At 45.7% G+C, this 13,957-nt stretch carries 9 protein-coding genes; 5 read left to right on the forward strand and 4 right to left on the reverse strand.

Annotated features, from left to right (window positions below):
- Together typA and QZ735_RS09910 are read left to right on the forward strand one after the other, a co-directional pair.
- Positions 1–1,724, forward strand: a 1,724-nt coding sequence (gene typA, locus QZ735_RS09905; protein ID WP_294247596.1) for a translational GTPase TypA, incomplete at its 5' end; no start/stop codon positions are given.
- A 512-nt stretch (positions 1,725–2,236) separates the two neighbouring features.
- Positions 2,237–3,346, forward strand: a complete 1,110-nt coding sequence (locus QZ735_RS09910) for a M23 family metallopeptidase (protein WP_294247599.1) — start codon at positions 2,237–2,239, stop codon at positions 3,344–3,346.
- A gap of 396 nt (positions 3,347–3,742) precedes the next feature.
- Here QZ735_RS09910 and QZ735_RS09915 read toward each other — a convergent pair whose 3' ends face one another.
- Entirely contained in the window at positions 3,743–5,599 is a 1,857-nt protein-coding gene (locus QZ735_RS09915; protein WP_294247602.1) for a peptidase M61, read from the reverse strand.
- Between the two features lie 255 nt (positions 5,600–5,854).
- Between QZ735_RS09915 and QZ735_RS09920 the strand changes: the two genes are divergently transcribed.
- A complete protein-coding gene (locus QZ735_RS09920) occupies positions 5,855–7,474 on the forward strand; it encodes a M1 family metallopeptidase (protein ID WP_294247605.1) in 1,620 nt (539 codons plus the stop codon).
- A gap of 541 nt (positions 7,475–8,015) precedes the next feature.
- On the opposite strand, the gene tatC is transcribed toward QZ735_RS09920, so the two are convergent.
- From tatC to QZ735_RS09935, 3 genes are all read right to left on the reverse strand, one after another.
- A complete protein-coding gene (gene tatC, locus QZ735_RS09925; protein WP_294247608.1) occupies positions 8,016–8,843 on the reverse strand; it encodes a twin-arginine translocase subunit TatC in 828 nt (275 codons plus the stop codon).
- Between the two features lie 95 nt (positions 8,844–8,938).
- Entirely contained in the window at positions 8,939–9,445 is a 507-nt protein-coding gene (locus tag QZ735_RS09930) for a hypothetical protein (protein WP_294247612.1), read from the reverse strand.
- A gap of 13 nt (positions 9,446–9,458) precedes the next feature.
- A complete protein-coding gene (locus QZ735_RS09935; RefSeq protein ID WP_294247616.1) occupies positions 9,459–10,418 on the reverse strand; it encodes a KpsF/GutQ family sugar-phosphate isomerase in 960 nt (319 codons plus the stop codon).
- Positions 10,419–10,575: 157 nt separating this feature from the next.
- Here QZ735_RS09935 and recQ point away from each other — a divergent pair, with 157 nt between their 5' ends.
- Positions 10,576–12,780, forward strand: a complete 2,205-nt coding sequence (gene recQ / locus QZ735_RS09940) for a DNA helicase RecQ (RefSeq protein WP_294247619.1) — start codon at positions 10,576–10,578, stop codon at positions 12,778–12,780.
- Between the two features lie 307 nt (positions 12,781–13,087).
- Positions 13,088–13,957 (forward strand): glycosyltransferase (locus QZ735_RS09945; RefSeq protein WP_294247622.1); only part of this gene is annotated, 870 nt, incomplete at its 3' end.

Below are 13,957 nucleotides of genomic sequence, written 5' to 3' on the forward strand. Positions count from 1 at the left end.
ACATTTTCAGAGAAAATCAGGAAAGTGGAGAACTGATAATGGATAACAATGATCTTGAAAGAGAGAGAGGGATTACCATTTTATCAAAAAATATTTCTGTTACGTATAAAGACACAAAAATCAACGTCATCGATACCCCTGGTCACGCCGACTTCGGTGGGGAAGTGGAAAGGGTATTGAAAATGGCAGACGGGGTAATCCTGTTGGTGGATGCCTTTGAAGGGCCGATGACGCAGACCCGTTTCGTACTTCAGAAAGCGTTGGAACTCGGATTGAGACCATTGGTGGTCATCAACAAAGTTGATAAGCCGAACTGCCGTCCTGACGAGGTTCACGATCAGGTATTCGACCTGTTCTTCAACCTGGAAGCGACCGAAGAGCAATTGGATTTCCCTACGTTCTACGGATCTTCAAAACAGGGATGGTTCAACACTTCACTGGAGCAGACCGAAGATATCCTTCCATTGCTGGACGGTATCCTGCAGTACGTTCCGGCTCCGAAAGTTGCCGAAGGGAACCTGCAGATGCAGATCACTTCCCTGGATTTCTCTTCTTTCTTAGGAAGAATTGCCATCGGGAAAGTAACAAGAGGCGAACTGAAAGAATCCCAGTGGATCGGTCTTGCCCAGGCAGACGGGAAAATTGTTAAAGGAAAAGTAAAGGAATTGTATGTTTTCGAAGGATTAGGAAAGAAAAAAGTAACCGAAGTTCAGGCAGGGGATATCTGTGCCGTGGTAGGTTTCGACGCCTTCCAGATCGGGGACTCTTTCGTTGACCTTGAAAATCCTGAGCCGTTGGAAAGAACAGCCATCGACGAGCCTACGCTGAACATGACGTTCTCCATCAACAACTCTCCGTTCTTCGGGAAAGATGGTAAATATGTTACTTCCAACCACCTGAAAGAAAGGTTAACCAAAGAATTGGAGAAAAACTTAGCTCTAAGAGTTCAGCAGACCGATGATGCCAATACATTCCTTGTATTTGGTAGAGGTATTCTTCACTTATCCGTTCTTATTGAAACGATGAGAAGAGAAGGGTATGAGATGACTATTGGTCAGCCGCAGGTAATCTTAAGAGAAGATGAAAACGGACAAAAATTGGAGCCTTACGAATCTCTGGTGGTAGACGTTCCTGAAGAATATGCTTCAAGAGTAATCGATTTGGCTACCCAGAGAAAAGGCGACCTTCACATCATGGAAACCAAAGGCGAAATGCAGCATATGGAATTCGAGATTCCTTCAAGAGGTTTGATCGGATTGCGTTCCCAGATGCTTACGGCTACCGCGGGTGAAGCCATCATGGCGCACCGTTTCACGGAATATAAGCCTTTCAAAGGGGCGATTCCGGGAAGAAACAACGGGGTATTGATCAGCAAAACCCAGGGGCCGGCTACGGAATATTCCATCGCTAAACTTCAGGACAGAGGTAAATTCTTCGTTGATCCGGGTGAGGAAATCTACGCAGGAATGATCATCGGGGAGCAGAACAAACCGGGAGACCTTGTGGTAAACATCGTGGAAGCCAAGCAGCTGAACAACATGAGAGCCTCCGGAAAAGACAAAGATACCGGGGTAGCACCGAAAATCCTGTTCTCTCTGGAAGAATGCATGGAATACATCCAGGGGGATGAAGCCATCGAGGTAACCCCGAACTTCATCCGTATGAGAAAGAAAGTACTTTCTGAAGAAGACAGAAAAAGAATGGAAAGATCGGCGAAAGCATAATTTCAATATTGATCTGGGCAACCGGCATCTTCGCCATTGTTGCAGAACATCATACAGCCTTCCGTTTTTTGCGGAAGGCTTTTTTATTCCCCGCAGATCGCAAACTCTCTACAAATATTTTCTAACACACACTTAATCCCATGAACCCTGAAAGAGCATCACATCAGCAGCACCAATTGCAGCCCGATGTCATAATTAACAGCCATCCAAGCCTTAAAAGGGCGAAATCCTTACACATCCCGATAGATAATATCTTAGCTTTTGAAAACTAAACGTCTGCTATTAAGCTTTACTTCACAGCATCTCTCTTTTATCCCCTTTTGTATTTAAAATTAATCTGACACAATTTTATTATACAGCGATTAAAAATCCTTGATTTTTATCTCATGTGTTCTGAAATATAAGCAATCCATCAATCTAAAATCTCATGTGCCTAATGTGTTAAAAACTTTTCTGCCATATTAATATAACCAAGCAAATTCCGCGGTCAAGTTTTTGTACTTCTGTCTATCATGAACGCTACCCGACAAATATTCTTTATACTCATCATCATGCTTACGGCAACCGCCTGTAAAGAACTGAAAATACCCGGCAAAATCTTTGAAGCTTCGAAAAGGGCACGCTATGAACGCAGCTTTTCCGGAGCTGACAGTCTGATGGTGCAATGGAAAAACAGCTTCTCATCAGCGGCGACCAACCGGCTCAGCGTAGGCGATAGCAATGCCTTTACGGTCTTTGCCGGGCAGGCACGGCAGCAGGCCGTTGGATACACCCTGGATTTAAAGAAAGGGGACCAGCTGGTGATTGAATCCTCCGGCATGGCTTCACCGACAAAAATATTTGTTGATGTTTTTGAGCCCGGGGCTGATGCGGGAAATGCCCAAAGCGAAATCCTGGAAAACGGCAGATTCACCCGGTTTACGGAAACCGGCGGGCTGCATAAAATCGTTATTCAGCCTGAAATCGGATACCGGGATACTTTTGAACTGAAGATCTATACCCAGCCGTCCGTTTCGTTTCCCGTAGCCGGAAAAGGGAACCGGGACGTGCAGAGCTTCTGGGGTGCCAGCCGCGACGGCGGCGGAAGAAGCCATGAGGGCGTCGATATCTTTGCCCCACGCGGAACACCTGTTGTGGCCATAGCCGAAGGCTTCGTTACCCGAACCGGAAACCAGGGACTTGGCGGAAAACAGGTATGGCTGCGGGACGGGATTCTGGGGAATTCCTACTATTATGCCCATCTCGACAGTATCCTGACACAAAGCGGGAAACAGGTGAAAACAGGGGATACCCTGGGAAGGATCGGCAATACAGGGAATGCTGCCGGTGACCCGACCCATCTGCATTTCGGTATCTATACTGCCGGAGGAGCCGTGGATCCGTACCCGTACATCCGTAAGAGGCCGGTACAGCCTTCTGTAGAGGCAGCAAAAATGCCAGCCGGAAAATTTATTAAAGCAGGAACCGCACTCCGGTCAGGACCGGGCACAAAATATGAAACGCTGGCTACAGTCAGCAATAAAATGCAGGCCGATATTTTGGCCGCAGCAGGATCCTGGTACCATATAAAAACAGCAGACGGAGCAGAAGGCTTTGTCCTCAGGGAAAGGTTTCAGCAATAAATCCTTATGTTGCATAAACCCTTATTGACGAATTGTATTTTTCAGTTTTTACAGCGAATTTTCTGTTTTGAGTCAGAAGCTGTATTCTTTAATTTTATTAATATTTTAATAGCCAGGTCTTTAATTCAAATCATATAAGAATAAATACGCTTTCCTGTCTAAACCTATCAGGTCTATATGAAACGACTATACCATCAATAGAGATGGGCTTTAGCCCATCTACCTTGTAACGCATGATGACAGGCTTCAGCCAAAACTTATTTACCATGAAACGGCTTCAGCATCAATGGAAATGGTCTTCATCTCATTTACGCTATTCAGAAAATTAATCAGCCTGCACAAAAAAAGCGGAGACCATGCTCCGCTTTTTTGAATCAGTAGGTTTTTCAGTACCCGTTATTTTTTTCCCGTCAGCCACTGGTCCCTGAGCTTCTGTTCGGCAGGGGTAGGATTGGGCTTGAACTGCAGGGTTTCAACGGACATCTTATCCAGGATGGCTTTGCCTTTCAGATCGATTTTTTCCGTTTTTCCACCGTTGTTTCTCAGTACGGTTACGGTAACGTCCTGGCCATCCTTGATGGTTTTGGAATAATTGATAAAATCCTGGATCTTCTGGACATTGATGGTCCTTCCGTCGAGGGCAACGATTTTATCGGTAATTTTAAAGCCGATGCTTTTCGAGAAAGGCGAAAGGGCAGAACTTTCATCGAAGATAAAGGCATTGTCTTTCTCATCGAACCCGGTCTGGTTCGGATCTCTGATAAACCAGAAAATCGGTGGGGTTTCCTGTTTTTTCAGTTCTACCCCTACCATCTCCAGGTATTTGGCGTAAGGAGTAGGCTGGCTGCCTGCAATATATTGGTTATAGAAATCCTTTACCTGCGGATAACCGGTAACGGCTACCAGCTCATCGATCAGCTTGTCATCCTTGAAGGGCTTGTTTTCGCCGAACCGCTGGGATAGTTTCCGGATCATGTCGCGGTATCCCATTTCGCCGTTGGAAAGCTTCCGCAGTTCAATATCCAGGCACATGGCCAGCAGGGTTCCTTTTTCATAGACGTTGCGGTACTGGTCTTTATATTCGTCTTTCAGGATGTTTTTACTCATCACCGTGAAAGGCATGGTATCGTTATAGTTTTTGGAATTGGTTATTTTTTCATTGATCCGCTGCAGGAACTCGTCTCTTGTGATCAGGCCTTCCTGGATCTGGAACAGGTTCGCAAAATATTCCGTTCCGCCTTCATACATCCACAGGTGCTGGGACATTTTGGGATCAGCGTAATCGAAATAATGGATTTCCTCGGAATGGGTTTTCAGTGGGTTCACCGTATGGAAAAACTCGTGGGAAACAACGTCGGTAATCGTTTTGTCAATAGCCTCTTTCGGCATCATTTCCGGCAGCACCACACTGGTGGATTCATGGTGTTCGAGCGCACCGAAACCTTTGATCTGCGGGCCTTCCGTACCGGCAAGGTACAGCATGATGGCGTATTTCTTATTGGTATTCATATCACCCAGGAATTTCTTCTGGGCCATGACCATTTTTTCCAGGTTATCCTTAAAATCGGCAGCCTTGTATTTTCCGGAAGGTGAATACACCCCCAGGACAAGGTCCATGCCGCCGGCATTGAAGGTAATGTAATCCGGTTTGGTATACATCAGCGGGGAATCGGTAAGTTTGGCATAATTGGCCAGGGTAAAGGTGTCGGTTGCATCGGAGGTATCCTGGTCAACCAGTGCGGTGGTGCCATAGAAATCCGCAGGCTTTTTGATCACCAGCTGGTAAGGGACATCCTGCATGTTGTCGATGTATCCCACAAATCCGTGGGTATTGATCAGGTAAACCTTCCCGGCTTCGATATCCGTTCCGGAAGGAGAGAATACCGCTTTGTGCTTGGAGGTATCCATTTCGTCGTCGAAGCTGTCGTTCACGAGGTAGGTCACCTTATTCAGGTTCTGTGCATTTTTCAGGGCATAGGTGTTGTCATTGACTTTGGTAAAAGACAGTTCTTTGCCTTTGTTGTCGAAAAATTTGATTCCTTCCACAAATCTTCCGTAATCGTCTACCGAATACGTCCCCGGTACGGTCTTGGGAAAGTGGAATTTTACATCTCCCGATTTCATTTTCGGGAATTCCATGGTTACGGCCACCTGGTCATTATTCACATTTACCAGGTCAATCGTTGTTTTAACCGATTGGGCATTCATCAGGAAAGTAGTCAGAATACCGGCACTGATTGCAATTTTTTTCATTGGGTTTTACTTTATAGGAAGTTAGTTGGTGAATTCCGGGATTTGTTACAGGGCATATTGCTAAACTTTTCATAATTTTTCTGGAAGGTGTATCTTAAAAGTTCGCATTTTATAATATCCGGATATTTCAAGTCGTTGCCGTCATTTTCCGGCCGGCTCCCGATCCCCGGTCCGGAATATGCAGAACTGATATTTTGAATTGCCTTACCTCTGTCACCGATTAATTTTCTATTTTTGGAAGATAATTGACAGAATATGAAAAAGCTTCCGCTTAGCCTGCTGCTGGTTGCAGGGCTTGCTTACGGGCAGGATAAAGTTTTTACAAAACAGGATACGCTGAAAGGTTCCGATACACAATTCCGTAATTTCTGGGATGTAAAGAAGTATGACCTTTCGGTAGAGCCGGATTTTAAAGGAAAAAGCATTAAAGGCAGCAATGTCATCAGCTTTACCATTACCAGGGATATTACTGCTCCTACATTTCAGATCGATCTCCAGCAGCCGATGAAGGCGGATAAGGTAGAGGCTTCATTCCCGGTTTCGGATTCCCGGCAGGACGGTGACTTTATCTGGATCAAAACCGGAAAAAGTTTCAGGAAAGGGGAAAAGTATACCATCACGGTTACCTATTCCGGGAATCCGGTGATTGCAAAAAATGCACCCTGGGACGGCGGCTGGGTCTTTACGGAAGATGAAGAAGGCCGGCCATGGATGAGCGTTGCCGACGAGGGCATCGGTGCCTCGGTATGGCTTCCGGTAAAGGATCTCTGGAGCGACGAACCGGACAACGGCATTACCATGAAAATCATCACCCCGAAAGATCTCGTAGGTGTAGGCAACGGAAGGCTTACCGGAACCCGGACGGAAGGGAATAAAACCATATACACCTGGGAAGTGACCAACCCGATCAATGCCTATTCCATCATTCCGAATATCGGTAAATATGTAAATTTCAAAGATACCTATGACGGGGAGAAAGGAAAGCTGGACCTTGATTACTGGGTGCTCGACTATAACCTGGAAAAGGCAAAAAAACAGTTTCAGCAGGTAAAGCCGATGCTTTCCGCCATTGAATACTGGTTCGGGCCCTATCCTTTTTACGAAGATTCCTATAAGCTGGTTGATTCCCCTTATCTCGGGATGGAGCACCAGAGCAGCGTCGCCTACGGAAACGGTTATCAAAATGGCTATCTGGGGCGGGATCTATCGGGAACCGGTGTCGGGCTGAACTGGGATTTTATCATCATCCACGAAAGCGGCCACGAATGGTTTGCCAATAACATCACGGCCAAAGACCAGGCAGATATGTGGATCCACGAAAGCTTTACCAATTATTCCGAAGTCCTCTTTACTGAAAAATTCATGGATAAAAAATCCGCGGATCTGTATGCTGTGGGAATCAGGAAAGGTATACAGAATGACATCCCCATCATCGGAAAATACGGGGTCCGCAATGAAGGAAGCGGCGACATGTATTCGAAAGGGGCCAGCATGCTGCATACCATCCGCAGGATCATCAACGATGATGAAAAATTCAGGCAGATCCTGAGAGGCCTGAATAAGGACTTTTATCATCAGACCGTTACCACAAAGCAGGTGGAAGATTACCTTTCTGCAAAGTCGGGTACCGATCTTTCCTCTATCTTTACCCAATACCTTCGGACCGTAAAAATTCCGGTACTGGAATATGCGCAGGACGGGGATACCCTCAAATTCCGCTACACCAATGCCGTGAAGAACCTGAAGCTTCCTGTACGGGTAAACGGCAGCCAGACCATCAGTCCGTCGGAACAATGGCAGAGTGTGCAGCTGAAGAAAAACACGCCGGTGGAATTTGATGAGGGCTACTATATCCGGTACAAAAAAGTACAGTAACATCTATGGCGTTCGTCATCCGTTTAAGTCCGGATGCAGTATCCTGATAGACTTTACGTGAGTTCAAGGCAAAATCAGGGATACGGTCAGGAGAATTGATTTCGGCCCGTTTACTGCGGGATACCGGATGTATACCGCTGTAATGACGTCGAGATGAAGCCCGACGCTGTTGATTGATGTAATTCATTTAACATGGACTAGAATGTGTAACCGTTCACAAGAGCTGGGAGAAAGGAGCCGGATGCCGGAAATTCTTTAATTGAAAACAGGATCAGAAAGAATAAATGAACGGACAAAATCTTATCTCATTCCATTTAAATAATGATTAAATAGCTTTAATTTTTTTTGGATTAAGAAATTATTTGAGTGAAAATTAAATACGAATGAGTACCCATTGGGATAATAGGAAATTCAGTCCGATGCTGTAATGACCACCGGTATAAATCCCACACGGAAAGACCGTAAATAATGGTAAAAAAAAGAAAAATCCCGCAGTTGATGTACTGTGGGATTTCTCATATCAGAAAATTCCTGTCTCTGATTATTTCTGTACTACCGGCAGGCTGGCGGCCGCTTTCTGTACTTTTTTATACGTATAGGCACACATCAGGATGCTGAATTCATACAACAGAAGCAGCGGGAAGGCAGCCATCATCATACTCAGGACATCTGCCGGCGTGATGATGGCGGCAACCACCATAATCAGCACGATGGCATGGCGGCGGTAGGTTCTCATGAATACCGGTGTCAGGATCCCGATGGTGGTCAGGAAATAGATCAATACCGGGAACAGGAATATCACACCCATTCCGAGAACTACCTGTAAGAACAGGGTTGTATAATCACTGAGGTCATATAAAGGAATGATGATATCGGAAATTTTGAAAATCACCCCGAAATTAACGGCGAAAGGAAGGATCAGGTAATACCCGCACAGCACGCCCGTCATAAACAGGATCCATACCGAATTGATGACAAAGATTGAGTTCTTTCTTTCTTTAGGATGCAGTGCCGGGCTGATGAACCGCCACAGTTCCCAGATGATATACGGAAATGCCAGTACGATACCGCCGAAAATGGAAACGGCCATCATCACATTGAACTGCTGGTACAGCTTGCTGGCACGGACCGGGAAGTCTTTCGGCAGGTGGATGCTGTCTTCACCGAGAAGCATTTTTGAAAAGTGGTTGACGAGCTCGAAGGTGGCAAAATCATTCCGGGTAGGACCGAAGAAAATGTGGTCCATAATCCAGTTGATGTTGAAACCGATGATGATCGCAGCAACGACTATGGCAAGAATAGAACGGATAAGGTGGCCCCTCAGTTCTCCAATATGTCCCCAGAAAGACATGTCTTTAGCATCACTCACAGAATAATATTTTTAAGATCCCAAATTTATGAAAAAAGTTTCAGTATTGACGGTAGTAAGCAGCTGAACTTACAAGTTTACCGCATAACGGAAAATCAACAGGTTTTTCCGGATTCAAAATCATAATTTCCTGAGGTTATGTTCATGCTTGTCAATATTTCCTCAGCTTTTTTATTGATGCGTTTCCAGCGTTCATCTTTGTCCGTATCCACTGTTTCAAACAACCATTCGTTTTCTGAAATTTTGCATGTAAGCCGGTAAAAATTCCGCAGTCCGGATTCTAATTGCTCTTCTAAGGCATTGTCTTTAATGAATTCTTCAAAAGATCCGGGATCAAAAATGGATTCGAGGTCATCGCGAAGTCCGCGCAAGGAAGAATATTCGTGAGGCACGGACCTGAATTGACAGGAATCGAAGGTACAGAGGACCAGGCATCTTACCAGATCATCAAAATAGCCGTACTGATACCGGTCCAGCCATTTTTCGTCAATATATTCCGCTTTGTTGATCTTTTCAGGAATGCGGGACGAAATTCCAGCCTGCCGGGCGCGGTGTCTGCCGGAAAGGGAAAAAAATTGCCGGATACAAATGAAAATTTTCATAACCCGGTTGGTATCAGTTAATTCCTTCGTCCAGTAGCTTGTGCAGGTCGATGATTCCGAAATATTTCCCGTTATCTGTTACGACCAGCTGGCCGATATTGTTTTCCTTTAATAGCTGCATGGCTTCTTTGGCCAGGGCAGTCCTTTCAATCGTCTTCGGGTTGGCAGACATGATGTCTCTGGCCAGGACAGTGGAAATATCATCGCCTTTCATCAGCATTCTCCTCAGGTCGCCGTCGGTCACAACACCGGTAATGCGGTCATCAGCAGTGACTACGGTGATCCCATGCCTGGACGCACTGATGGAAATGATGACATCCTTGATCGTCGCTTCTTCATGAACCTGCGGTTTCTGGGAAGAAAGAAAATCGTCCACTTTGGAAATCAGGTTCTTGCCCAGGCTTCCGCCGGGATGGAACCTGGCAAAATCATTGGCCCGGAAATCATTCATCTCCATCAGGGAAATGGCCAGCGCATCGCCCAGTGCCATCTGCAGGGTAGTGGAGCTTGTGGGGGCCAGCTTATTCGGGCAGGCCTCCCGGTCCACATGGGTATCCAGGATCACCTCGGAAAATTCTGCCAGCTTACTGCTTCTGTTTCCTGTCATCCCGATCAGGGCGGCGGAATATTCTTTAAGGTAGGGAACCAGGCTCACGATTTCAGGCGAGTTCCCGGAATTGGAAATACAAAGCACCACATCCTGCTTCTGAATCACTCCCAGATCGCCATGGATCGCTTCTGATGCATGCAGGAACTGCGAAGGGGTTCCGGTGGAATTCAGGGTGGCTACGATTTTATTGGCCACATGGGCCGACTTTCCGATGCCTACGACAATAAGTTTGCCTTTGGCCGCATGGATGAGGTGTATTGCCTTTATAAACTCATCATCCAGCCTGTCTTTCAGTTTTTCAAGTTCGGAAATTTCAATTTCCAGGGTGCTTTTCGCTATTGAAATAATGTTGTCTCTCTCCATGCTATTCTGTTCATTGTATAGAAATCCTTCCGGAAAATGTTATCATTTTAAAAGGTTGCTGAATACAAATATTATTTTTAATCCCTCCGATTGCTTTTATTTTAAGCAAAAAATGTATAACTTTGGGTTAGATGCAAATTTAGCAATAGAAAATTAGATGAGCGCAAAAAAAGCCAATTTATCGGGCGAATTGAAAAAATATTTCGGTTTTTCTACTTTCAAAGGCAAACAGGAGGAAATCATCGACCAGCTGCTCAGCGGGAACGATGTCTTTGTTCTGATGCCTACGGGCGGCGGAAAATCCCTGTGCTACCAGCTGCCGGCATTGATTTCCGGGGGGACAGCCATTGTGGTTTCTCCGTTGATTGCCCTGATGAAAAACCAGGTGGATGCAGTGAACGGACTTTCATCAGAAAACGGGGTAGCCCATGTTCTGAATTCTTCATTAAACAAAACTCAGACCAAACAGGTTTTTGATGATATAAAAAGCGGCAAGACAAAGCTGCTCTATGTAGCCCCGGAATCTCTGATCAAAGAAGACTATTCGGATTTTTTAAAGGAAGTTAAAATTTCCTTTGTCGCCATAGATGAAGCCCACTGTATTTCGGAATGGGGACACGATTTCCGGCCGGAATACCGTAACCTTAAATCCATCATTGATAAAATTGCCGATGTGCCGGTGATTGCCCTTACCGCTACGGCGACGCCCAAGGTACAGGACGACATCCAGAAAACACTCGGCATGACAAATGCCATGGTCTTTAAGGAAAGCTTCAACCGGCCCAATCTGTATTATGAAGTAAGGCCGAAAGTGAATGTGGACAAGGAAATCGTAAAGTTCATCCATCAGAATAAAGGCAAATCCGGGATTGTCTACTGCCTGAGCCGCAGGAAAGTAGAAGAGTTTGCCCAGCTGCTGCAGGTAAACGGAATCAATGCGCTGCCTTACCACGCGGGCCTCGACCAGAAAGTAAGGGTAGCCAACCAGGACAAATTCCTGATGGAGGAAGTGGACGTCATTGTTGCCACCATTGCCTTCGGAATGGGGATTGATAAGCCGGATGTCCGTTTTGTGATCCACTACGACTTCCCTAAATCACTGGAAAGCTACTATCAGGAAACAGGGCGGGCAGGCCGTGACGGCGGCGAAGGCCAGTGTCTGGCGTTCTATGATCCCAAAGATATCGAGAAGCTGGAGAAATTTCTGGCCCAGAAGCCGGTTTCAGAACGGGAAATCGGGCTGCAGCTGCTGAATGAAGTGGTAGGTTATGCCGAAACTTCCATGAGCAGAAGGCAGTACATCCTGTATTACTTCGGGGAAAATTTCGATCCTGTGAATGGAGAGGGCGCCAGTATGTGCGACAATTCTTCCCATCCCCCGAAACTGAAAGATGCAACCCGGGACCTTCAGAAAGTACTTGAGCTGATCCGGGATACCGGGGAAAAATTCAAGTCCAAGGATCTGATCACGGTAATTGCCGGAAAAGAAACGGCCGTCACCAAGTCCTATAAACTGGATCAGAGCCCGTATTTCGGTTGCGGAAAAGAAGAGAAGGACAACCACTGGAAAACCGTCCTGAGACAGGCGACCGTACAGAATTTCCTTCAGAAAGATATCGAAACCTACGGCGTACTGAAAATTACCGAGAAAGGAAGACTTGTGCTTGACGGAAAACTGGAACATTCTTTCCTGATTGCAGAAGACCGTGAATTTGACCTTACCCAGACCAAGGCGGCCAGTGACCAGATTCAGCAGCAGTCCGGCGGAGGCCTGGATCAGGCCCTGTTTGCCCTGCTGAAGGAACTCAGGAAAAAAGTAGCCAAAAAGCATGGAATCCCGCCTTATACCGTATTTATGGATCCGAGCCTCGAGGACATGACGGTTCAGTACCCGGTGAGTGTGGAAGAAATTGCCAAGATCTATGGGGTAGGCGAAGGAAAAGCCAAAAAGTACGGAAAGGAATTTGCGGATTTTATCAGCAAATACGTAGACGACAACCAGATCGAACGTACCCAGGATATGGTGATGAAACAGGTCGCTAACAAGTCCAGCCATAAAGTGTTCATTATTCAGAGTACCGATAAAAAGATTGATCTTGAGGATATTGCCCGTGCAAAAAACCTTTCGATGGATGAGCTGCTGAAAGAAATGGAACGGATCGTCTACCAGGGCACCAAGCTGAATATCGATTATTATATCGAAGATAATTTTGATGAGGATATCGTCGACGGTTTTATGGAATTCATGAACGAATCTGAAAGTGACAGCATGAAAGTGCTGCTCGATGAATTCGGGGACGAGCTTTCCGATGAGGAAGTACGCATGCTGAGGATTAAATTCATCAGCGATGTAGCCAACTGATATTGCCGTTGCTTCCGCAGCCTTCTTTTAATGGTCAGAATTCCTGTTGCAGAAGTTGACAGATATACACTACAGAACAAAAACCCATCTCCGGATGGGTTTTTCCCATTCGTAAAAAATCCAAACGCAGCTGCCTGAATTGATCCGCTTGCCCTTTTATGGAATTTATCTGATTGGGTACACCCAATTGATTTCGTTGATCTTAAAACCAGGGTTTTCAGGATGAAGCAGAACAGAAACTTCTTACAGGTTTAATTTGATTTAAATCTTCTCACGGTTACCAAATCTTTTTATTAATTTTACAGTGATGAAAAAGATTTCCGTCATATTTATACTGCCGGACCTGGAAACCGGAGGTGCAGAAAGAATTGTAACCACTATTGCCAACCACCTGTCCCGGGACCGGTTCGAGCCTAAGATCCTGCTGCTGAGAAAGCAGGGTGGTTATCTCAGTCTGCTGAAAGACGATGTGGAAATCATCGATATCAATACCGAAAGGATCAGGCATTCCCTGAAGCCCATCTTAAAAGAAATCTACCGCAGAAAACCGGATATTGTATTTTCAGGGTATGGCGAGGTGAACGCGTATCTGTCCATGTTCATTAAGGTTTTTCCAAAGATCAAATTTATAGCCCGGGAAACCAATGTGGTTTCAGAACATGTGACACGGAAAGAGATTAAATTTTTCTATCATTTTTACAACAATTACGACAGGATCATTGCCCAGAGCAATGACATGATGAAAGACCTGACGGATAATTTCAGTATCAGACCCGGAAAAATTACCAAGATCAATAATCCCGTTGATTTCGATTTTATCGAACAGAAAACTGCCGGTTCCGTAAAGCCCGAAAGCTTCAGGCACCATTATAAAAACGTTGTGGCCATCGGTAACCTGTCTGCACGCAAAGGATTTGATAACCTGCTGAAAGTGTTTTCAAGGCTCACCGGGGAGAATATCCTGCTGCATATCCTTGGGGACGGAAAAGACCGTGAAGTCCTGCACCGGATGAAGGATTTCCTGGGCCTTGAGCATGTTATTTTTCACGGAAGGCAGGATAATCCGTACCGGTTCCTGCAGCATGCGGATCTTTTTATTCTCTCTTCCCGCTACGAGGGTTTTCCGAATGTTCTCCTGGAAGCCGGAGCCTGCGGAACCTATTCCCTGGCCAATAAC

It is taken from the genome of uncultured Chryseobacterium sp. (assembly GCF_913776365.1).
Taxonomy (GTDB): domain Bacteria; phylum Bacteroidota; class Bacteroidia; order Flavobacteriales; family Weeksellaceae; genus Chryseobacterium.